Genomic DNA, 20,295 nt, shown 5'->3' with positions numbered 1-20,295 from the left:
GCCCCATGACAGTGATCGTGCGCGACCTGCGTCCCGATGTCCGGGCCGACGCCGAGGGTTTCGCCCTCGTCCGGCGACTCGGGCTCCCCTTCTTTCTGGTCACCCCCGACTCCCTCGCCCACGACCTCGCCCACGCCCACCCCGACGGCCATTACCGCCCGCTCGTCGCCGAGGAGGACGGCGAGATCATCGGCACGGCCCAGGTCGGCATCGTCCACGACAGCCCGGAGCCCGGCGTGGGCTACGTGAACGTGTACACGCACCCCGGGCGGACGCGCCGCGGCGCGGGCTCGCTCCTGGTCCGTGCGGCCGAGGAGCACCTGGCCGAGCGCGGGGCGAAGAAGCTGTTCGCGTGGGTGCTGGACGAGCCCGGCAGCCGCGCCTTCGCCGAGCGGCACGGCTATCGCCCCAGCCGCTCCGCGCACTTCCTCCGGCTGGACCTGGCGCACGGCACCCTGCCGCCGCACACGGAACTCCCGCCGGGCGTGGAACTCCGTACCGGGGCCGACTTCGCGGACGATCCGCGTCCGCTGTTCGAGCTGGACGCGGAGACGATGTCCGACGAACCCAGCGACATCGCCTACGAGTTCACGGACTACGAGGCCTGGCTCGAAGAGACCTGGCACCACCCGCTGATCAGCCGCGAACTGACCTCGGTGGCCGTGATCGACGGACGCCCCGCCGCCTTCAGCGTGGCCCGCACGGACGGCGGCACCCGCTACGGCACCGTCATGACCGGCACCGCGCGCGCCTTCCGCGGCCGGGGCCTGGCCAAGCTGGCCAAGAACGACTCCCTGCACCGGGCCCGCGCGGCCGGGCTCAGCGAGGCGTTCACCGGCAACGACGCGGGGAACGGCCCGATGCTGGCGATCAACAAGTGGTTCGGGTACGAGGTCTGCGCGACGGAGGTACGTCATGTCCGCGAACTCGGCTGACGCGGCGACGGTGGTGGAGGTCGTGCTCGTCAAGGGCGGCCGGACGAAGATCCGTTACGAGGGCGAGCTCATCGGGGACGACGGCACCCGGGTCGCCGTACGGGCCCCTTGGGCGGGCGCCGGGGTCCGCGACTTCGGCTTCGTGCGCTTCGAGCCCGGTGACGTCTTCACCGAGTACTACTGGCGTGACCGCTGGTACGCGGTGAAGGAGGTCCGGGCCGCGGACGGTGGCGTGAAGGGCTGGTACTGCGACATCACCCGCCCGGCGGTCGTCTCCGGGACGGAGCTGGTCGTCGAGGACCTCGACCTGGACCTGTGGCGCTCCGCCGACGGCGGCGACGTACGGCGGCTGGACGAGGACGAGTTCGCCGAGAGCGGACTTGCGGAGCGGGATCCGCGAGCCGCCGAGGCGGCCTTGGCCGCGCTCGACGAACTGGAGGCCCTGGCCCGCGGGGGCGGCTTCGACGCCCTGCTGGCCTGAGGCCCGCCGGGGGCTCACAGCGTCGCCAGCACCGCGTACCGCTCGTCGTCGACGTCCTTCCCCCACAGCGCTGTGTCCTGCGACAGCCGCTCCACGCGCACCTGTCGGGCGACCGGCTCCAGCAGGCCGACGAGCCGGTCCGCGGCTATACCGGCCGGGGAGACCGTCCCCCACACGCCCTCCACCAGCACGAACCGTCCTCCCGGCCGCAGCAGTCCGCGCCAGTGCCGCAGCACGCGGGCCGGGTCGGGCAGCGCCCACAGCACGTGCCGTACCAGCACGACGTCGAAGCGCTGCTCCCCGACCGGGGGTGCCGCCGCATCACCGAGCAGGAACACCGCGTCACGGCCGGCCAGCTTGGCGCGGGCCAGCTCCAGCATCGGCGGGGACAGGTCGACACCGGTGACGCGGTGGCCCCGCTCGGCGGCGAGCAGCGAGAGGCTGCCGGTGCCGCAGCCGAGGTCCAGGACGTCGGCGGGGCGGCCCGGGAGCCACGCCTCGAGCCGGGCCGCCCAGGCGGCACGGACCCGCGGGTCGCGCAGACCGTGGTCCGCCTCCTCGTCGAAGCCGGCGGCCTCGGTGTCCCAGTCGACACTCACCGCGCTCGCCTCATCACTCTTGTTTGCCATGCCGCAAGAGTGACACCCGCCACTGACATCCGAATCGTGACAGCCGCCACTGACAGACCCCGACCGATGAGGAACTCTCCCCGAAAGGGTCTGCCTCCGTGACAACACGGAACTCGGTAGGCACTGAAGGAGGCCACCATGCGCCGCGTAACCGTGCACAAGCCCCTGAAGAGGCCCGACACCCGCCGCGTCCACGACGAGGCCGAGGAGCGCCCCGCGGGCCGCCCCGAAGTGCGCAAGGACATCGCCCGCACCTGGTGGCCGGACAGCTGACCCGGCGCCTACCTGAGCGCAGCCTCAGTGCTTCCTTAACGCCGGCATAAGGATCTCCACGAGCCGCCCTCGGCAGGGGATTTCACGGGTCCCAGGGGTTAGTTTCGGATCACCCCACGGGACCTGTCCGGCGGCTCAGGCCGGACAAGCCCCGGCGGTGGTCAGCTGAACGCCGACGCGCAGGTCGTGGCGGTGGCGTGGGCGGGGTCGAGGGCGTTGGCGACCTCGTGGAAGGCGATGCGGTCGAAGAGTCCGATCGCCACGTGTTCGGAGAGGTCGAGCGAGCACAGGTCCTGCAGCAGGACGTTGGTGACGTCCGGGCCGCTCAGGTACTGGCTGCGCCAGGGCGTGGCCACCTCGTCGTACTTGGTGGCGATGACCGTGTACCGCACTCCGGGGACGGTGTCGCCGCCCGCGTTGAGCTTGGCGAGGAAGGCCGAGCCGGGGATCTGGTCCGCGAGGCCGGGGGTGGTGGCCTTGATCAGGTCCTCGGCGCCGGGGAAGTACGGCAGCAGGTTGGTGAGGCCGCTCAGCGTGGCGCCGTGGTTGTCGGGGGCGAGGCCGACGAGGGCGTTCACCTTGGCGGCCCCGCCGAGGAACTTGAGGTAGTAGCGGGGCATCATGCCGCCCTGCGAGTGGCCGACGAGGTCGGCCTTGGCCGAGCCGGTCGCGGCGAGCACCCTGTCGACGAAGTCGGAGAGCTGCTCCGCCGACTTGTCGATGGGGCCGAGCCCGTAGAAGACGGGGACGCCGGACAGCTGTCCGTAGTCGAGGGAGTAGACGCAGTACCCGCGGTGCTTCAGGTACGGCGCGAGGGACAGCCAGTTGTCGACGGAGTTCCCCAGCGTGCCGTGGACCAGGACGACGGGGCGGGGGTGGGCGGCGGAGGGCTTGCAGGAGTAGTCGTTCCAGCCGCTGCTGGGGTTGGTGGAGGCGTGGGCGGTGGCGGCGGGGGCGATGGCGACGGCGGCGGTCAGGAGCAGGGCGGCCAGGGGTCTGAGTGCTCGCTTCCAGGGCAGCATCGGGTGATCTCCTTGCGGCTCAAGGGAGTTCGACGGCCTTACGCCCTGTGATCCGGATCACGGGATGCTGTTCACTCATCAAGTTACGGACGAGTAGCGGTTGGGTGAAGTTACGCGTCAGTAAAAACTTCCAGTGATAGTCAGCGGTCCACCCGACTTCAAGTGGGCCGTCACCAGGCAGGCCTGATCGGACCGTAGGGCGCGATCCGCACCAAACCATCACGCAACACGCGAACTTCCCCCTCACCCAGCAGTTCGGCCCACTCCCCCACGACCTCGGCGGCCGCCTCCTCCGCCGCCCGGGTGCAGGCCCACCCCAGCTCGGTCAGCACGATCAGCCGCGCCCGGGCGTCCCCCGGATGCGGCCGCCGTTCGGCGTACCCCTTGCGCACGATCTCCTCGACCAGCTGACTCGCCGCCTGCTTGGTGACCCCCAGATGCGCGGCGAGCTCGGTGACCGTCGCCCCGTCCGGGGCGAGCCGGGTGAAGGCGAAGCCGTGCGCGGGCCGCATCCCCTCGAAACCCCGGGCCACGACCCCGTCGTTGATGCGTTGCGTGAGCTCGCCGGCGACGGCGAGCAGGGCGGCGGACAAGGCCATGGCTTCGGAGTTCTGCACGGAGGAATTCAAACACCCTTGACGAAATGGTCAAGCAGCTTGACCATTGAGCGGAACAGTCAAGCTACTTGACCAGTCGAGTCCAGGCCACCCCAGAGGATTCAGAGGACACCCATGCCCGTCATCCGCTCGTCCGAGGCCACCACCCACGAGATCCACGGTGCTCGCTTCGTCTCCTACGCCACCCCGCTCACCGGCGCCAAAGAGCTGTGCGCCTGGCGGGGCGAGATACCCGCCGGGACGAAGGCACCGGCCCACACCGTCAACCGCGAGGAGATCTTCCACCTGCTCATCGGCGAGTTGCTCATCACGCTCGACGGCCGCACCGAGCGGATCACGGCCGGCGACACCGTGATCGTCAACCCCGGCACGACCCTCGCCGTCGAGAACCCCACCGATCACACCGCGGTCTCCTGGGTCACCACCTCCGTCGGTCTGGAGGCGGAGCTGGCCGACGGTACGCGCATCACGCCGCCCTGGGCCAACTGACCGCCAGCGCCCCCGGCATCACGGCCCGGGGTCCGAACTTGGCTCGCGCGCGGTCCGCGACCTCCTCGATACGGCGGGCCTTGTCGTCCACGGGGTCGAAGGTGAGCTGGTAGGGAGCCTGGTCGGCGGGGGTGAGGCCCTCGGCGCGCAGGGTGAGGGAGCGGACCCGGGCGCGCTGGAGGCCGAGGGCCTCGTACATGCCGTACGCCGTCCTGGTCAGCGCCGCGGAGTGCGCGGTCGGCTCCTTGAGGGTGCGGCTGCGGGTCGTCGAGGTGGGGGTCCCCCCGCTCGAGCCTGTTCGAGAGTGGGGGAGGTCGGCGTAGCGCACGGTGAGGGTCAGGGTGTGGCAGACCTTCTCCAGGGCGCGCAGCCGGGAGCCCAGTTCGTCGGCGGCGGACAGGAGGGCCCCGCGGTGGCGGTCCGGGTCCAGTTCGTCCAGCCCGAAGGGACGTTCGGCGGCCAGCGACCGGGAGACCGCGTTCGGGACCACCCGGCCGCGGTCGATCCCGTTCGCCTTCTCGTGCAGCTCGCGGCCCGCCTTCGCGCCGACCAGCCGCTGGAGCGTGGACAGGGGTGCGGCGGCGACCCGGCCCAGGGTGTCGAGGCCGTACTCGCACAGGGTGCGGGCGGTGGCGGTGCCTACGCCGGGGAGTGCGGCCACGGGGCGGTCGGCGAGGAACTCCCTGACGGCGTCCTGGTCCGCGGGGACCGCGCGGGTCGTCCCGGGCCGTGCCTCGCGCAGTGCCATGCGGGCCAGCAGCGGGCCCGGCCCGGCGCCGATCACACAGTCGACGCCGTACAGCGCGAGGGCCCGGACCCGGATCACCGCCGCCAGCTCGACGGCGTCGCGCCCGAAGTAGCGCTCCGCGCCGCGCAGATCGGCGAGGGCCCCGTCCGGGGGCAGTGCCTCGACGACCGGGGTGAACTCCTCCAGCAACCCGAGCAGCCCGGACAGGGCCGCCTCGTCCGTCGCCGGCAGCTGGAAACGTACGCAGAGAATCGTCATCCCGCACTCCCCGGACTCTGGTGCCACAGCTTCTTTCCACCCGCCGGGTCCTCACCCGCGGGACGCAGATCGGCCCAGGGGTGCATCTCGTACCCCGTGGGCATGCGGATCGTCCGGCCCTCGGCCGCGTCCCCGTGCCGCCCGGGAACGGGTTCCGCCAGCCGTGCCGCCACCTCGTCGAGGCCGCCCTCGGCGCGCAGTTCGACCAGTTCGGCGAGGTTCCAGGCCGCGGAGCCCACCACGCTGAGGCTGCGCGGGCCGCGCCGCTGCACCACTCCGCGCACCAGCAGCAGCCAGGAGTGGAAGACGGTGTGCGCGCAGGCGTCGTGGGAGTCGTCGAAGAAGGCCAGGTCGACCAGGCCCGTGCCGTCGTCCAGCGTGCTGAAGATGACCCGCTTGCCGGACCGGATCGGCGGGGTCTGGGTGGCCGCCTTGGCGCCCGCGACCAGTACCGTCTCGCCGTGCCGCGCCTCGCGCAGCCGGCGTGCCGAGACCACGCCCAGCTCCTGGAGGAACTCCCGGTGGTCGTCCATCAGGTTGCGCGAGGCGTCCATGGACAGCACGCCCAGCTCGGCGCTGAGCCGTTCCTCCGAGGTGAGGTCGGGCAGCCCGGCCGGGGCGGTCTGCCGCCCGCCGGCCAGGGGGAGTTGGCCGCCGCCCGCGCCCCGGGCGCCCCGGTGCAGTTCGGACAGGTGCAGTTGCAGGTCGCGGCGGTTGGCGCCGAAGGCGTCCAGCGCGCCGACCTGGGCCAGCCGCTGGGCCAGCGGGCGGCTCGGGCGGGCCCGTTCCCAGAAGTCCAGCAGCGAGGCGTACGGCTGCCCGCCGGCGATCCGCTTCGCCTCGGCCTCGCTGATGCCGTGCACGTCGGAGAGGGCCAACCGCAGCCCCCACACCCTCGATTCAGACACCAGTTCGATCCGGTGGGCGACCCCCGACACGTTCACGTCCAGCGGCAGCACCGGCACCCCGCGCCGCCGCGCGTCCGCCAGCAGCAGCCGCTTGGGGTACATCCCGGGGTCGTGCGTGAGCAGCCCCGCGTAGAAGGCGGCCGGGTGATGCGCCTTCAGCCAGGCCGACTGGTACGTCGGTACGGCGAACGCGACCGCGTGCGCCTTGCAGAAGCCGTAGGAGCCGAAGGCCTCGATGATCTCCCAGGTCCGCTGAATCGTTTCCGCGTCATAGCCGTGCGCCGCCGCGTGCTGCGCGAACCAGAACCTGATCCGCCCCTGCGACTCCGGGTCCGACAGCCCGCGCCGCACCCGGTCCGCCTCGCCGCGCCCGCAGCCGGTCATGATGGCGACGATGTCGATGATCTGCTCGTGGAAGACGACGACCCCGTACGTCTCCTCCAGCGGCCGCTGAAGGTCGCGGTGCGGATAGCGGACGGGCGCCCGCCCGTGCCGGGCCTCGATGAACGGCCGCACCATGTCGGCGGCGACCGGACCGGGCCGGAAGAGGGAGATGTCGACGACGAGATCGTGGAAGGTCGCCGGCTGCAGGCGCCCCACCAGGTCCCGCTGGCCCGGCGACTCGATCTGGAAGCAGCCCAGCGTCTCGGTGGAGCGGATGAGCCGGTACGTCGCGGGGTCGCCGGGCGGCACTCCGTCCAGGTCCACCTCGGCGCCCGTCGCCCGCTTCACCTCCGCGACCGCGTGCGCCATCGCCGACTGCATCCGCACGCCCAGCACGTCCAGTTTGAGCAGGCCGAGGTCCTCCACGTCGTCCTTGTCGAACTGCGACATGGGGAAGCCCTCGCCGCTGGTCGGCATGACCGGCGTACGGGCCAGGAGGGAGGCGTCGGAGAGGAGCACTCCGCAGGGGTGCATGGCGACTCCGCGCGGGAGGGCGTCGAGGGCCTCGACCAGCTCCCACAGCTTCCCGTACTTCTCCCGCTCCCCCGCCAGTTCCCTGAGCTCGGGCAGTTCGTCGAGGGCCGCGCGGGCGTCCCGGGCGCGGATGTGCGGGAAGGACTTGGCGACGCGGTCGATCTCGGCCGGGTCCATGGACAGGGCCGCGCCCACGTCCCGGATCGCGTGGCGGACCCGGTACGTCTCCGGCATCGCGACCGTGGCGACCCGCTCGGTGCCGAACCGGTCGATGATCGCCCGGTAGACCTCCAGGCGGCGCGCGGACTCCACGTCGATGTCGATGTCGGGCAGCACGACCCGCTCCTTGGACAGGAAGCGCTCCATCAGCAGGCCGTGCTCGACCGGGTCGGCGTGCGCGATGCCGAGCAGGTGGTTGACCAGGGAGCCCGCGCCGGAACCGCGCGCGGCGACCCGGATGCCCATCTCCCGTACGTCGTCCACCACCTGGGCGACGGTCAGGAAGTACGAGGCGAACCCGTGGTGGGCGATGATGTCCAGCTCCCGGTGCATCCGCTCCCAGTAGGCGCGCCGGGTGCCGTAGCCGCGCAGCACCATGCCCGCCGCCGCCCGCGAGGCCAGCGCCCGCTGGGCGGTGCGACGGCCGGCGCCGACCAGGTGCGGCTCGGGGAAGTGGACGGTGCCGATGCCGAGGTCGTCCTCGGGGTCGACCAGGCACTCCGCGGCCGTCGCCCGGGTCTGCTCCAGCAGGCGGTGGGCGGCCTCGCGCCGGTAGCCCGCGGCCTCCACGACCCGCTCGGCCACGCGCAGCATCGCCCCGGCGTCCTTCAGCCAGGCCTCCCCGGAGTCCAGCTCCTTGGTGGGGTCGACGGGGACCAGGCGGCGCGCGGCGTCCAGGACGTCGGCGACCGGGCCCTGGCCGGGGTCGGCGTACCGGACGGCGTTGCTGAGCACCGGCCGGATCCGCTGCTCGGCGGCGAAGCCGACGGTGCGGGCGGCCAGGCGCAGGGAGCCGGGACCGGTGCCCTCGCGGCCGTGCCAGACGGCCTCCAGGCGCAGGGCGTCGCCATAGACCTCGCGCCAGGGCACGAGGAGCTTCGCGGCCCGGTCGGGGCGGCCCGCGGCGAGGGCGCGGCCGACGTCGGAGGCGGGGCCGAGCAGGACGGTCAGACCGTCGGCGTGGTTGTCGGGCCAGGGCAGCAGCGGGGTGCCCTCGGCGGTGTGGGCGGCGGTGACCAGCCGGCACAGGCCGGCCCAGCCACGGGCGCCGTCCCGGGCGAGGAAGGTCACGCGGGGTGTCGACTCATCGATGAAGGCACCGCCGCGGACGGGGGTACGGCGGCGCTCCGCCGACACGACGGCGTCCCGGCGCTCGACGCCGTCCCGCCCCGCTCGCCCTTCTGGTTCCCCCACCGCCAGCTCCACGCCGAACAGCGGGCGGACGCCCGCCTTGGCGCAGGCCTTGGCGAAGCGGACCGTGCCGGCGAGGGTGTCGCGGTCGGTGAGGGCGAGGGCGTCCATGCCCCGTTCGGAGGCGCGCTCGGCCAGCCGCTCCGGGTGCGAGGCGCCGTGGCGCAGGGAGAACCCGGAGACGGTGTGCAGATGCGTGAAACCCGGCACACGCACCTCCCGCACTGGTGAGCCCCGACCGGCTCTCGAACATCAGTTCCCTACTCCCACCCCCACCATACCCCCATCCCCGAACAAGTGTGCGACATGCATTCCGGCGCGTCCCACCTGCGCAAACACGGAAAGCCCCGCCCCTCGCGCGCGGGGCGGGACTGGGGCGGGACTTCCGGAGGCCGTGTACTCGGCGTTTGATACTCGGCGGATACTCGGCGTATCAGCCGATCTGGGCGCCCGTGGCCGACAGCGCCTCCGTGACCGGCTGGAAGAACGTCTCGCCGCCGGCGGTGCAGTCGCCGCTGCCGCCGGAGGTCAGGCCGATCGCGTTGCTGCCCGAGAAGAGCGAGCCGCCGCTGTCACCGGGCTCGGCGCACACGTCGGTCTGGATGAGGCCGCTGACGGTGCCCTCCGAGTAGTTCACCGTGGCGTTCAGACCGGTGACCGTGCCGGAGTGCACCTGGGTGGTCGAGCCGCTGCGGGTGACCTTCATGCCGACGGTGGCCTCGGCCGCGCCGGTGATCTTCTGGGCGGAGCCGTTGTAGAGGTCGACCTCGCTCGGGTGGGCGGTACCCGAGGTGTACTTCACCAGGCCGTAGTCGTTGCCCGGGAAGCTGGACCGCTCGTTCTTGCCGATCACGGCACCGGAGGAGTCCGACCAGGCCGAGATGGCATCGGTGCAGTGACCCGCGGTCAGGAAGTAGGGCTGGCCGCCCTTGACCACGTTGAAGCCGAGCGAGCAGCGCCCGCCCGAGCCGGTGATCGCGTCGCCGCCCGCGAGGAAGGGCTTGAACTCCCCGGCTCCCCGCTTGAGTTCGGCTCTGCCACCGAGCCCGTCGATCACCTTGGTGAGCTTGGCCCACTCCGTCCTCGAGACCGTCCTGTCGGCCGTGACGACGACCTTGTTGCTGACCGGGTCGGTGGCCCAGGAGGTGCCGGGGATGGTGGCGTCCTGCTTCAGCGTCGTGCGGGCGCCGTCGAGTTCGGCGAGGGAGTTCGTGACGATTCTCGCCTTGGCGCCGGCCGCCTCGACGGTTCCGGCGGCGGTCTCGTCGAGCACGTTCACGACGAGACTCTTCGCCTTCGCGTCGTAGTACGTGCCCGCGGCGTCGGCGCCGAGGTCGCCGACGAGCGTGGTGGCGAGCTTTCCGGCCGCCGGGGCCGAAAGGATCTGCGGTGCGGCGGACTTCGCGGGCTCGCTGGCGTTCGCACTCTGGAAGGTGACTCCCGCGGCGACCAGTGCGGCGACACCCGCGCCCGCCACGGCCATCCGTCGCCCGGGTATGCGTCGGTGCTTCAACTCACGTCCTCCTGTGGGGGGGGCGGCCCGGAGGTCGTGGGGAACCCGCGGGCCGGAAGGCTGGTTGACGGGCGCCCACTCTTCCGAACCGCACAGGGAGCACACAAGGTCGACTTCAGGACGCGCGTACGGCGACGTCGTGCGCCCCCTTCCTCCGCGACCACCGGCGGCCGCCCAGAGGAATTCGCACTGCAAACACTACGCGCGAGTAACCTGCAGCGGACAGTGACATCCAGCCGTGGCTTGTTTTCGCCCCCGCCACCCCCGCCGCCCCCTGCCGCGCAAGGAAGAGCCCCCGCACGCGGGTTCGCGCGCGGGGGCCCTCCCGGAGGCGACCAGAGGGATCGTCAGCCGACGCTCACGCCGTAGGCGCTCAGCGCCTCGGTGACCGGCTGGAAGAAGGTCGTACCGCCGGAGGAGCAGTCGCCGCTGCCGCCGGAGGTCAGACCGTAGGCCACGGAACCGCCGTACAGCGGGCCGCCGCTGTCGCCGCCCTCGGCGCAGACCGTGGTCTGGATCAGGCCGGAGACGATGTCACCGCTGCCGTAGTTGACGGTGGCGTTCAGCGCGGTGACCCGGCCGCTGTGGGTGCCGGTGGTGGAACCGCGGCGGTACACCGTCGTGCCCACGGACGGCGTGGCCGCGCTGGAGATGGTCTGGCTGCCGACCGCGCTCGGGTGCGCGATCGAGGAGTTGGTGTAGCGGACCAGCGCGTAGTCGTTGCCCGGGAAGCTGTAGCTGACGTTCGTGCCCAGGGTCGTGGTGTGACCGGAGTTGCTGTACCAGGTCGAGGCGACCTCACCGCAGTGGCCCGCGGTCAGGAAGTAGTAGGTGCTCCCGCTGTGCACGTTGAAGCCGAGCGAGCAGCGGTAGGAGCCGCCGTAGATGGCGTCGCCGCCGGTGATCAGCTTGTTGAACTTGCCGGCGGTGTGCTTGACGGTCAGGGCGCCGGCGTTGGCACCCGCCTGCCGCTTGATCTTGGCGATCTCGGCCTTGGAGACGGTGTTGTCGACGGTGACGACGACCCGATGGGTCTTGCTGTCGACGGCCCAGGCCGTGCCGGGGATGTCCGCCTTGAGCACGGCACCGCTCGCCGTGCTGAGCTGGGCGGTACTGAAGGTCTGGGCGTCACTCGCGCTCGCGGTGGGGACGGCGAACGCGGCTGCGGCCATGAAGCCGGTGGTCACGGCGATCAGCCGGGTCCGTCTCGCGATGGGGCCGCGGGGGGTGTTGCGCTTGATCCTCACGTTTCGTTCCCTCCCAGGGGAAGTCGGGGGCCCGCGTGGGGTCGGGGCCCGTGAGGCGCAGCCAGGGAGTGTCGGCGCCCGGATTCGGGCATGCCGTGCCCCTGACAAGCGCTGTGGGGGAGTATTCGGCCGAACGGCCGGTAGGCGCAAGGGCGCCTTTCGGCCGTGCGACTGTGTGCGATCCGTGTCGTCTGTGTGCGTTCTTGATGCGATTCAGGCGATTGACGCCCGTTCAGTTCCCGCCAGGCGCAGCCGTTTCAGAACAGTCGCCGCTCCCCCGCCTCGACGGCGGCGTCCAGCGTGTTCCCCGGTGGCGGGAACGGGCACAGGAAGTGGTCGGCGAAGGCGCACGGCGGCAGGACGGCCCGGTTGAAGTCGACGGTGGTACGGCCGTCGGCGTCGGGGGCGGCCGGGTACAGGAAGCGGAACCGGTAACTGGTGTCGCCGCTGGTGGTGTCGGCGAACACCGCCCACAGTGCACCGCTCGCCTGCCGCGCCACCTGGAGTGTCGACTCCCGCCCGTCCAGGGCGAAGGCCAGTTCACCGGCGAGGCCGAGCCCGCGCTCCACCCCGTCCGCGTTCCCGACCCGGACGGTACGCGTCCCGTCGTACGGCGTGAAGCGCCCGGGCACCGACCAGCGCGGGTCGTACGAGGTGGCCTCGATGCCCCTGAAGGTCCGGCGGGCCTCGGCGTCCGGGTCGTAGTCCCGGACTCCCCAGACTCCTTCACGTATCAGCACGACCAGCCGCCGACCGCCGAGCGCGACCCGGGACGACTCCTGAGGCCCGCCGTCGGCGGCCAGGCGTATCGCGCCGGAGAAGGGCCGGCCGTCCACGGTGAGGCCGTCGGCCCCGGTCGCGGTGAGCAGCACCGCGTCACCGTCCACCGCCCAGGCACCGGGGATGTCCGGAAGTCGTCCCTCCGGATAGTCCTCGATCCAGTGCGTGCCGATGAGCGAGAGCGGCCCGTAGGGCGCGGACACCGCGTCCACGCGGTCCTCGTGCCACCGCTTCCAGTCGTCGGATGCGTCCGTCGTCATGTGCTCAAACCTTCCATATGCTGATCAACAATTCCATGTGGGTTCAGCCATTCCATACCGGGGCGGACCGCACCGGACGGGCGGGCCGGGCCAGGCCCAGGTGCTCCCGGAGTGTGCTGCCCGGGTAGAAGGTGCGGAACAGGCCGCGGTGCTGGAGCAGCGCGACGGTGCCGTTGACGAGCCGCTCCAGGTCCCGGCGCGGCTCGGCCGGGGTGAAGTGGAAGCCGTCGGCGACGCCGTCCGCGTGCCAGGCGGCGATGAGTTCCGCGAGGTCGACGGGGCCGCCCCGGTACAGCGGGCCCCGGGCGGTCTGCCGGGGGCCGCCCCCGCCGTGGCCCGGTTCGGCCGCGTGCTCGCCGTCGCCGAGGTCGACGATCAGGCCGGCCAGGACCCGGAGGCCGTCCGGGTCCCGCCCGGCCTCGGCGGCCGACGCCCGCAGCCGGTCCCGTACGGCCGCGACCTGCCCGGGGTCGGCGGCGTGGACCAGGGCGACGTCGGCGTGCCGGGCCGCGGCCGGCCGGGCGGGGCCCTCGGTGGCGTCGACCACCCGGACGGGGTGGCCCTGTGGGGACCGGGGCGCGCCGTCCCACAACCGTGCGGCCGCCTCGGCCACTTCACCCTCGCCGGCCGGGGCGTCGAGCCGCCAGCCCGCCCGGCCACGGCTGACCCGGTCGAGGGCGGCGACGGCGGTCCGCACGTGGGAGGGATCGGCGTGCGTGGCCGTGACGGCCGGGACCAGGCCGATCCGGTGGGTGGCGGGCGCCACCCGGGACAGCACGGCGAGCGCGTCCGGGCCGGGACGCTCGAAGGTGTCGTCGAGGGTGGTGTCGTCGAGGGTGACGAAGTCGAGCCCGCCGCTCTCGGCGAGCCGGGCCAGCTCCACATGGGAACCGGCGTCGTCCGTCGACGGCAGGTCGACGGCGGCGGCCAGGTGCAGCAGCGCCCGGCCGTGCGATGAGCTCATGTGGCGGAGCCCTTTCTCGGGGACCATGAAGTGTGTGTGGCGGTCCTGGTTCAGAGGACCTTGGAGAGGAACGCCCGTGTCCGCTCGTGCCGCGGCCGGTCGAGTACGTCGGCGGGTGCGCCCTGCTCGACGATCCGGCCGCCGTCCATGAAGACGACGGTGTCGGCGACCTCGCGGGCGAAGCCGATCTCGTGCGTGACGACAATCATCGTGGTGCCCCGGTCGGCCAGGTCCTTGATGACGTCGAGGACTTCGCCGACCAGCTCGGGGTCGAGCGCGGAGGTCGGTTCGTCGAAGAGCAGCAGCTTCGGCTCCAGGGCGAGCGCGCGGGCGATGGCCACCCGCTGCTGCTGACCACCCGACAGCTGCTGGGGATAGGAGTCGGCCTTGTCGGCCAGTCCCACCCGGGCGAGCAGCCGGCGGGCCTGCTCCACCGCCTGCCCGCGGGGCCGCTTCAGCGCGGAGACCGGTGCCTCGACGACGTTGTCCAGCACGGTGAGATGGGGGAAGAGGTTGAAGTTCTGGAAGACGAAGCCGATCCGGGTGCGCTGTCTGAGGACCTCGCGCTCGGGCAGCTCGTGCAGCTTGTCGCCGGACCGCCGGTAGCCGATCAGGGCGCCGTCCACGCTGATCGTGCCCCGGTCCACCTTCTCCAGGTGGTTGATGGTGCGCAGCAGCGTCGACTTGCCGGAGCCGGAGGGCCCGAGGACGACGGTGACCTCACCGGCGCGCACCCGCAGGTCGATGCCCTTGAGGACTTCGAGCGAACCGAAGCTCTTGTGGACGGACCTGATGTCGACCATGTCGGCCGTGTCAACCGTGTCGCTCATCGAGTGAACCCCTTGCTGGAGGACGTGTGGTGGGGCCGCGTCACGCGGCGGCGGGACGCGCCAGGTCCCGCAGGAAGGCCAGCGCGGCCCGGGCGGTGGCGTCGTTCTGGCGGAAGGCGGGGCCGCCGGTGCGCGGCCGGGTGAAGGCGCCCGGGGTACGGCCGTCGGTGTAGGGGCCGAGGGCGAAGCGCCGGGGGTGCGGCCGGCCGTCCCGGTCGAGGATCCGCCCGTCGGCGGGGTCCACCCGGAGCAGCCCGTCGGGGGTCTCGGCGGCCCCGTCGGCGTGCAGTTCGCGCAGCAGGGTGTCGCGGGCCCGGCCGACGGTGGGCTCGGGCAGCCGTGCCTCGACCAGCGCCCGTGCCTCGACCGAGAAGCCGGGCACGGTGGGGCTCGACGCCCGGAACACCCCGTCCTCGGCGGCGACGGTCAGCTCGGCGCCCGCGAACCGGAGCAGTCCCGCCCGGGACAGGGCGAGCATCTGCCGCAGCCGGGGTCCGGGCGGTCCGGAGGCGAGGTAGCTGAAGAAGCCGTGCCACCAGGGGCCGATGGAGCCGAGCCGGATCAGCTGCCCGTAGACGGACAGCAGCCCGAGGAAGACCGCCAGGTCGGCGCTGTACCGGGCGTCGTGCCGTCGACCGAGGTCGCCCTCGATGTACTCCCGCAGCCCGTCCTGGAACTCCTCGTGCGAGCCGTACCGCACCCCGTCCAGCGGATGGTCCAGCGCGGCGAGGTCCAGCCGGTCGCCGGGGTCCGGTACGGCGGAGGCGACGAGGGCCTCGATGCCGGCGGCGTCCCCCGCGGCGTACTTCTCCTCGAAGTCCCGCCAGGCGATGGCCGTCCGCTCGGGGTGGGCGGTGAACAGCCGGTGGTAGTGGGCGAAGCCGAGCTCCTTCTCGACCAGCGGCCACACGTCCCGGCGGAAGTCGAAGCCCTCCGGCCGCGCGAGCAGTTCCCCGACCTCGGCGGTCCCGAAGAAGCGGGGCAGCGGGGGGCGTTCGCCGGTCCAGTCGTAGCCGATCTTCGAGTGGTACGGGACTCCGCGCCGCGAGCCGACGTACAGGACCGGCTCGCGGCCCGAGGGGAGGTAGGCGTCCCCCTCGTACCGGCCGCCGCGCCCCTCCGTGAGCAGCACCATCAGGTCGACGAAGGCGAGCCCGAAGCCCCGGACGAGGACGGGTTCGCCGGGCTTCAGCGCCGTGAGGTCGCTGTCGGCGGTGTAGTCGGGCGGGAGGTGCACCAGACCGTGCTCACGGGCGTACGCCGCCAGTTCGGCCTGTTCCGCGTCGGGTTCGGCGTCGAGGTGGCCGACGGCCAGGACGACGAGATCGGCGAGGAGCGGGCGCGGGCGGCCCTCCAGCCACACCTGCTGGCGGCCCTCGGGCGAGCCGCTGACGCGCAGGGCGCGCCGGGGGTGGTGGTGGACGGTGACGCCCGGCGGCAGATCGGCCACCGCCCGGTCGTACACCCAGCGCAGGTAGTCGCCCTGGATCCGGCGGTCCGCGAAGGTGCGTCCGTCCAGGCCCGCCCACTCGTGCAGGGTGGGGCCCTCGCGCACCGGCCCGGCCATCTCCACCGTCTCGTCGGTGAACATGGTGACGTCCTCGGCGTGCGAGTTCATCCACAGCAGCGGGGACTGCGCCGCCCGCCAGATGCGTCCGGCGCCCGGCGGATGCGGGTCGACGAGATGGATGTCGAGGCCCGGGCCGGCGTACAGCTCGGGCCCGTTGGCGGCGATGCGTTCCAGGAGACCGGTCCCCCGCGGCCCGGCCCCGACGATCACCAGTGCCGGTCTGGCGGCGCTCATCGGGTGCGCTCCGATCCGCGCGCGTAGTGCTTCTCCACGTAGTGCTGGCCGACGCCGAGCACCGAGGTGACGACGGTGTACCAGATCGTGGCGACCATCAGCAGCGGGATGACCTGGTAGGTGCGGTGGTAGATCAACTGTGCCGAGAACAGCAGGTCGTTGACGGCGATGACGCTGACGATGGAGGTGCCCTTCAGGGCGCCGATCAGCATGTTCCCGGCGGGCGGCACGATGGAGCGCATGGCCTGCGGCAGCACGATCCGCCACCAGCGGCGCCGGCGGCTCAGGCCGAGCGCCTGGGCGGCCTCGATCTGGCCGCGGTCGACGGAGAGGATGCCGCCGCGTACCACTTCGGCGGCGTACGCGGCCTCGTGCAGGGTGAGCCCGATGATCGCGACGGCGACCGGGCTGAGCAGGTCGACCGTCCGCACCCCGAGGATGTGCGGGTACAGCGCCCCGATGTTGAACCAGAGCAGCAGCTGCACCAGGATCGGGATCGACCGGAACAGCCACACGTAGCCCCAACTCACGGCGCGCAGAACGGGGTTGGCGGACAGTCGGAACGCGGCGAGCAGGGTGCCCAGGGCGAAGCCGAGGACCATCACCACCGCGGTCAGCCACAGCGTGAGCCACAGGCCGCGCAGGATGGAGTCGGAGGTGAAGTACGCGGCGACGACGTCCCACTGGAACGCCTCGTTGCGCAGGACCGAGTTGACCGCGAGGCCGAGCAGGGCGAGGACGACGACGGCGGCCGTCCACTGGCCGAGCCGCCGCTGCGGAACGATCCGCGGGGTGTCGGCCTGCTCCGGTATGTCGGGCGCGGCGGGGACTTTGGCGAGGGTGTCGGAAGACATGGGAAGGCTCCGTGACGCAGCTGGAACACGGGTGATGCCTTCACACGGGCGCGCCGCACGGCACGCTACGGCCGAGCCCCTCAGCAGGGCCGTGCGTCGACTGTACGGCGCCGTTTCCCCTCACTGTCAAGGCTGTCCATGATGTGAGCGGTACGTCTCAAGTCGGTTGACGGGAAACCGGATGCCTGTTCCACTTGGCCCATGCATCCACAGCAGTGGCTGGTCACCCGCTCCCACATCGACTTCGGTCGCGTGTGGTCCTGTTCCTGTTGAGCCGACCCCGCTGCGCGCCCTGATCCCCTGATCCGGTCGGGCGTCTTCCGCGCCTACTGCGCCTACTGCGCTTTTGCGTTCTCTCTTTTCCTTCGCCTTCACACGCGCACCCCTCCCCTCGCGCTCCCGCATGCCTTCCTTTTCCAGGAGACAGCACACGATGCACAGGTTCACGCGTACCCGTAAACGCCATTTCGCACCTTTTGCCCTGATCACCTCGGCGACGCTGCTCCTCACGGCATGCGGCTCCGGCTCGGGCGACTCCACCGACGCGGTGGGCGCCGCGGCCAGGACCGACAAGGTCCCCACCACGGACGTCGTCTCCGGCATCGGCGAGGACGCGTCGGCCGCCGGGCTGCTGCCCTCGGGGGTGAAGAGCCTGACCGTCGCCGTCAGCGTCGGCGGCACCCCGCCCGGCACCACCTACCTGGCCGACGGCAAGACCCTGACCGGCCAGGACGTCGACTTCACCAAGGCCGTGGCGAAGGTACTGGGCATCAGGCTCAAGGTGGAGCAGGCGAGCTTCGAGGCCATCCTGCCCGCCCTCGACAGCGGCAAGTACGATTTCGGCGCCAGCAACTTCGGCGTCACCGACGAACGCCGCAGGACCATCGACTTCGTCACCTACATCAACGACGGCCAGGGCTTCGCCACCCGCAAGGACAGCACGCTGTCGAAGGTCACCGACCTGAAGCAGCTGTGCGGCCTGAACGTCGCCACCAGCGCCGGCACGACCTTCGAGGCGACGCTGGAGGACAACAAGAAGGTCTGCGCCGATGCCGGCAAGAAGGCGTACCACGTGCAGACCTACGCCGAGTCCAGCGCCATCTGGTCCTCCCTCCAGCAGGGGCGCAGCGACATCGTGATGTCCACCATCAACGGCCTGCGCTACGCCGTCGCCCACCAGCAGGGACTGAAGTTCCTCAACGAGTACCACCGGCTCGACGTGGGCTTCGCCTTCAAGAAGGGCACGAAGCTGGCACCGGCCTTCCGGGCCGCGGTGAACAAGCTCATCGCGGACGGCACGTACGAGAAGATCCTGAAGAAGTGGGGTACGACGGGTTCGGCGATCGGCACGTCGCGGATCTCCCCGCCGGAGCTGAAGAACTGACGAACCGACGAACCGGAACGGGCGTCACGGCCGCAGTCACAGCCCGCAGTCGCAGCACGAGCAGCACTCACAGCACTCGCAGACCTCGCAGCACTGGCAGGCGTCGCAGCAGTCGCCGCAGTCGCAGTCGCTGCAGCAGCCCTCGCGCTTCTTGCGCGACCAGGGGCCCTCGTACTCGTCGGCGCAGCACATCTTGCAGGTGCAGCACAGGCCGAGGGCGGCGGCGCAGCCCGCCCAGAAGCCCCGCTTGTCCGGGCGCGGCGGCTCGCCGCCGAAGGGGTTGCCGTGGGGGTCTCCCGGTGCCTTGGGCGCGTGCGGGCCCGGGGGCGGGCCGAAGGAGGCCTCGGGTGCGTGCCCGCAGGACTGGGTGCCGAACGCCCGGTCCACCGAGCGGCGCAGTTCGTGGACGAGCAGCAGGTGCGCCAGCTTCCCGTCGTCGAACTCGGCCTCGCGCAGGGCGAGCCGGATGCCGTGCAGTGCGTCGTCGGCGAGCCGGCGGGCCTCGGTGAGCGAGGTGCCGGTCGCGGTGAGCGGGTTCCAGGCGCCGGACGCGGTGTCGGCGGCGCGGTCCTCCACGGCGTCCAGCAGGTGGGCCAGCCGTCCGAAGAGCCGCCCGGCCTCGGCGAGCGGCTCGGCGTTGCCCGGCCGCCCGGCCAGCACGGCGGTGTGCGCGAAGGCGGCGGCGGTCGCCGTCTCGGTGGGCTCGGTGACGGCCAGGATCGGCGTTCCCGGGCCCGCGAGGGACTCGAGGGCGAGCTGCCGGTCGACGGCGTCGACGAGCACGGCGGTGTCGAACCCGATGTCCGCGCCGGTACGGGCGCCCGCGCGTCCCCAGTTGACGGCGACCCGGCGGGCGGCGAGCGCGACCGGCCGCCGGGCCAGCAGTCCGTCGCCGTCGGCGACATGGTCGCGCACCTTGGCCGAGGCCAGCACCAGCGAGACGGCCGCCGCGAGCCGGGCGCCCTCGCCCTGGGCCACGGAGGCGGTGCGCATCCCGCGCAGCGGACACGGCCCGGCGGTACGCCGCAGCCGGCCGTCCTGCCGCGCCTGAGCCTCCGTCAGGACGGATATGAGGAGCCCGTCATAGTTGGTGACTATGCGCGCGAACTGCCCGTGGTCCCCGCGCAGCGCGAGGCACAGACCGCACAAATGGGCCAGCCACTCCGTCTTGAGGCTTTCCCCGAGACGGTGACTGCAGGGCCTGACGATTCCGAACACGATGATCCCCCGTGGAGTGATACGACGTTGAGCTGCGGCATCGTATCGACCGACAGTCGTTTCGGAGCAGCCCCCACGCTCACCCGAACGCACCACGCATCACCCATCTGCCGGTGACAATAATATTTCACTCTCAGTCAGCAGTCGTGTAGAGCAGGACCCTTGGGGCACACGGGCTCTCGACGGATCCGCTGTGCACCAGTACCGTCACAAACCCCCCGCGCGGCGTCTATCCACTTGGCGCGCCGTCCGCATCATGGATGACCATAGGGATGCGGAAGCAAGAAGATTGCTGTGAGAGGAGGCGTCCATGGGATCGGTACGCAAGGCGAGTGCGTGGCTCGGCCTCGTCGACGACAACGATGACGAGCGTTACTACGACGACGACTACTCCGAGGGGAGCGAGCCCGGGGATGCCTGGGTGACCGACCCGCGGGTGAAGGTGGCGACGGACGTCGCCGAGGAGAAGGGCCGCCGGATCGGCACGGTGACCCCGGACAGCTTCCGGGACGCGCGGGCCATCGGCGAGCTGTTCCGGGAGGGGGTGCCGGTCATCATGAACCTCACGGCCATGGAGCCCGGCGACGCCAAGCGCGTGGTCGACTTCGCGGCCGGGCTCATCTTCGGCCTGCGCGGCTCCATCGACCGCGTCTCCAACCGGGTGTTCCTGCTGACGCCCGCGGACACCGAGATCGTCAGCGGGGAGGCCAGATCCCGTCACTCGGACGGCTTCTTCAACCAGAGCTGAGGCAG

The 20,295-nt window shown here is 71.9% G+C and carries 19 protein-coding genes; 6 read left to right on the top strand and 13 right to left on the bottom strand.

Annotated elements, in window-relative coordinates:
• Positions 1–5: 5 nt before the first annotated feature.
• Positions 6–935: a GNAT family N-acetyltransferase gene (locus ACH45E_RS17110; RefSeq protein WP_361440447.1), complete on the top strand. Its 930-nt coding sequence runs from the start codon at positions 6–8 to the stop codon at positions 933–935.
• The gene (locus tag ACH45E_RS17105; RefSeq protein WP_361440445.1) at positions 916–1,416 is read left to right on the top strand and encodes a DUF402 domain-containing protein; all 501 of its coding nucleotides are present in this window, start codon (positions 916–918) and stop codon (positions 1,414–1,416) included. The genes ACH45E_RS17110 and ACH45E_RS17105 overlap by 20 nt, the downstream gene beginning before the upstream one ends.
• Positions 1,417–1,430: 14 nt before the next feature.
• Here the strand turns inward: ACH45E_RS17105 and ACH45E_RS17100 are convergent, their stop codons facing one another.
• On the bottom strand, positions 1,431–2,045 hold the full coding sequence (locus ACH45E_RS17100) for a class I SAM-dependent methyltransferase (RefSeq protein WP_361440442.1): 615 nt from the start codon (positions 2,043–2,045) through the stop codon (positions 1,431–1,433).
• 138 nt (positions 2,046–2,183) lie between these two features.
• Between ACH45E_RS17100 and ACH45E_RS17095 the strand changes: the two genes are divergently transcribed.
• The gene (locus ACH45E_RS17095; RefSeq protein WP_361440439.1) at positions 2,184–2,318 is read left to right on the top strand and encodes a hypothetical protein; all 135 of its coding nucleotides are present in this window, start codon (positions 2,184–2,186) and stop codon (positions 2,316–2,318) included.
• A 161-nt stretch (positions 2,319–2,479) separates the two neighbouring features.
• Here ACH45E_RS17095 and ACH45E_RS17090 read toward each other — a convergent pair whose 3' ends face one another.
• On the bottom strand, positions 2,480–3,340 hold the full coding sequence (locus ACH45E_RS17090) for an alpha/beta fold hydrolase (RefSeq protein ID WP_361440436.1): 861 nt from the start codon (positions 3,338–3,340) through the stop codon (positions 2,480–2,482).
• Between the two features lie 170 nt (positions 3,341–3,510).
• Positions 3,511–3,957 carry a MarR family winged helix-turn-helix transcriptional regulator gene (locus ACH45E_RS17085; RefSeq protein ID WP_361440433.1) on the bottom strand — a complete coding sequence of 149 codons (447 nt, stop codon included), beginning with the start codon at positions 3,955–3,957 and terminating at the stop codon, positions 3,511–3,513.
• A gap of 114 nt (positions 3,958–4,071) precedes the next feature.
• Here ACH45E_RS17085 and ACH45E_RS17080 point away from each other — a divergent pair, with 114 nt between their 5' ends.
• On the top strand, positions 4,072–4,446 hold the full coding sequence (locus ACH45E_RS17080) for a cupin domain-containing protein (protein ID WP_361440430.1): 375 nt from the start codon (positions 4,072–4,074) through the stop codon (positions 4,444–4,446).
• Here the strand turns inward: ACH45E_RS17080 and ACH45E_RS17075 are convergent.
• From ACH45E_RS17075 to ACH45E_RS17035, 9 genes are all read right to left on the bottom strand, one after another.
• Positions 4,424–5,452, bottom strand: coding sequence for a DNA polymerase thumb domain-containing protein (locus tag ACH45E_RS17075; protein WP_361440427.1), 1,029 nt, complete (start codon positions 5,450–5,452; stop codon positions 4,424–4,426). The two genes, ACH45E_RS17080 and ACH45E_RS17075, sit on opposite strands and share 23 nt — an antisense overlap.
• A complete protein-coding gene (locus ACH45E_RS17070) occupies positions 5,449–8,898 on the bottom strand; it encodes a DNA polymerase III subunit alpha (protein WP_361440424.1) in 3,450 nt (1,149 codons plus the stop codon). The genes ACH45E_RS17075 and ACH45E_RS17070 overlap by 4 nt, the downstream gene beginning before the upstream one ends.
• Positions 8,899–9,121: 223 nt before the next feature.
• Entirely contained in the window at positions 9,122–10,201 is a 1,080-nt protein-coding gene (locus tag ACH45E_RS17065; protein ID WP_361440421.1) for a S1 family peptidase, read from the bottom strand.
• A 347-nt stretch (positions 10,202–10,548) separates the two neighbouring features.
• Entirely contained in the window at positions 10,549–11,448 is a 900-nt protein-coding gene (locus ACH45E_RS17060) for a S1 family peptidase (protein ID WP_361440418.1), read from the bottom strand.
• Positions 11,449–11,705: 257 nt separating this feature from the next.
• On the bottom strand, positions 11,706–12,488 hold the full coding sequence (locus ACH45E_RS17055; RefSeq protein WP_361440415.1) for a DUF1684 domain-containing protein: 783 nt from the start codon (positions 12,486–12,488) through the stop codon (positions 11,706–11,708).
• A 43-nt stretch (positions 12,489–12,531) separates the two neighbouring features.
• On the bottom strand, positions 12,532–13,452 hold the full coding sequence (locus ACH45E_RS17050; protein ID WP_361440412.1) for an LLM class flavin-dependent oxidoreductase: 921 nt from the start codon (positions 13,450–13,452) through the stop codon (positions 12,532–12,534).
• 50 nt (positions 13,453–13,502) lie between these two features.
• A complete protein-coding gene (locus ACH45E_RS17045) occupies positions 13,503–14,282 on the bottom strand; it encodes an amino acid ABC transporter ATP-binding protein (protein WP_399040899.1) in 780 nt (259 codons plus the stop codon).
• Between the two features lie 40 nt (positions 14,283–14,322).
• On the bottom strand, positions 14,323–16,086 hold the full coding sequence (locus ACH45E_RS17040; protein WP_361440409.1) for an FAD/NAD(P)-binding protein: 1,764 nt from the start codon (positions 16,084–16,086) through the stop codon (positions 14,323–14,325).
• On the bottom strand, positions 16,083–16,940 hold the full coding sequence (locus ACH45E_RS17035) for an amino acid ABC transporter permease (RefSeq protein ID WP_361440406.1): 858 nt from the start codon (positions 16,938–16,940) through the stop codon (positions 16,083–16,085). The genes ACH45E_RS17040 and ACH45E_RS17035 overlap by 4 nt, the downstream gene beginning before the upstream one ends.
• Positions 16,941–17,373: 433 nt before the next feature.
• On the opposite strand from ACH45E_RS17035, the gene ACH45E_RS17030 reads away from it, so the two are divergent.
• Entirely contained in the window at positions 17,374–18,324 is a 951-nt protein-coding gene (locus tag ACH45E_RS17030; RefSeq protein WP_361440403.1) for an ABC transporter substrate-binding protein, read from the top strand.
• A 36-nt stretch (positions 18,325–18,360) separates the two neighbouring features.
• Here ACH45E_RS17030 and ACH45E_RS17025 read toward each other — a convergent pair whose 3' ends face one another.
• Positions 18,361–19,542 carry a DUF5685 family protein gene (locus ACH45E_RS17025; protein ID WP_361440400.1) on the bottom strand — a complete coding sequence of 394 codons (1,182 nt, stop codon included), beginning with the start codon at positions 19,540–19,542 and terminating at the stop codon, positions 18,361–18,363.
• A 310-nt stretch (positions 19,543–19,852) separates the two neighbouring features.
• Here ACH45E_RS17025 and ACH45E_RS17020 point away from each other — a divergent pair, with 310 nt between their 5' ends.
• Complete coding sequence (locus ACH45E_RS17020) at positions 19,853–20,290, top strand: cell division protein SepF (RefSeq protein ID WP_361440397.1); 438 nt, start codon at positions 19,853–19,855, stop codon at positions 20,288–20,290.
• Positions 20,291–20,295: the final 5 nt, after the last annotated feature.

Source organism: Streptomyces sp. NPDC020299 (assembly GCF_044387825.1).
Taxonomy (GTDB): Bacteria; Actinomycetota; Actinomycetes; order Streptomycetales; family Streptomycetaceae; genus Streptomyces.
Note: the sequence above shows the minus strand (reverse complement) of the source record. Positions and strands in the feature narration are given on the sequence as shown.

Bases quoted from the DNA above. Each gene is read 5' to 3' on its own strand.
- ACH45E_RS17110 (WP_361440447.1), top strand. From the start codon at position 6: ATGACAGTGATCGTGCGCGACCTGCGTCCCGATGTCCGGGCCGACGCC.
- ACH45E_RS17105 (WP_361440445.1), top strand. From the start codon at position 916: ATGTCCGCGAACTCGGCTGACGCGGCGACGGTGGTGGAGGTCGTGCTC.
- ACH45E_RS17100 (WP_361440442.1), bottom strand. From the start codon at position 2,045: ATGGCAAACAAGAGTGATGAGGCGAGCGCGGTGAGTGTCGACTGGGAC.
- ACH45E_RS17095 (WP_361440439.1), top strand. From the start codon at position 2,184: ATGCGCCGCGTAACCGTGCACAAGCCCCTGAAGAGGCCCGACACCCGC.
- ACH45E_RS17090 (WP_361440436.1), bottom strand. From the start codon at position 3,340: ATGCTGCCCTGGAAGCGAGCACTCAGACCCCTGGCCGCCCTGCTCCTG.
- ACH45E_RS17080 (WP_361440430.1), top strand. From the start codon at position 4,072: ATGCCCGTCATCCGCTCGTCCGAGGCCACCACCCACGAGATCCACGGT.
- ACH45E_RS17075 (WP_361440427.1), bottom strand. From the start codon at position 5,452: ATGACGATTCTCTGCGTACGTTTCCAGCTGCCGGCGACGGACGAGGCG.
- ACH45E_RS17055 (WP_361440415.1), bottom strand. From the start codon at position 12,488: ATGACGACGGACGCATCCGACGACTGGAAGCGGTGGCACGAGGACCGC.
- ACH45E_RS17050 (WP_361440412.1), bottom strand. From the start codon at position 13,452: ATGAGCTCATCGCACGGCCGGGCGCTGCTGCACCTGGCCGCCGCCGTC.
- ACH45E_RS17045 (WP_399040899.1), bottom strand. From the start codon at position 14,282: ATGAGCGACACGGTTGACACGGCCGACATGGTCGACATCAGGTCCGTC.
- ACH45E_RS17040 (WP_361440409.1), bottom strand. From the start codon at position 16,086: ATGAGCGCCGCCAGACCGGCACTGGTGATCGTCGGGGCCGGGCCGCGG.
- ACH45E_RS17035 (WP_361440406.1), bottom strand. From the start codon at position 16,940: ATGTCTTCCGACACCCTCGCCAAAGTCCCCGCCGCGCCCGACATACCG.
- ACH45E_RS17030 (WP_361440403.1), top strand. From the start codon at position 17,374: ATGCACAGGTTCACGCGTACCCGTAAACGCCATTTCGCACCTTTTGCC.
- ACH45E_RS17020 (WP_361440397.1), top strand. From the start codon at position 19,853: ATGGGATCGGTACGCAAGGCGAGTGCGTGGCTCGGCCTCGTCGACGAC.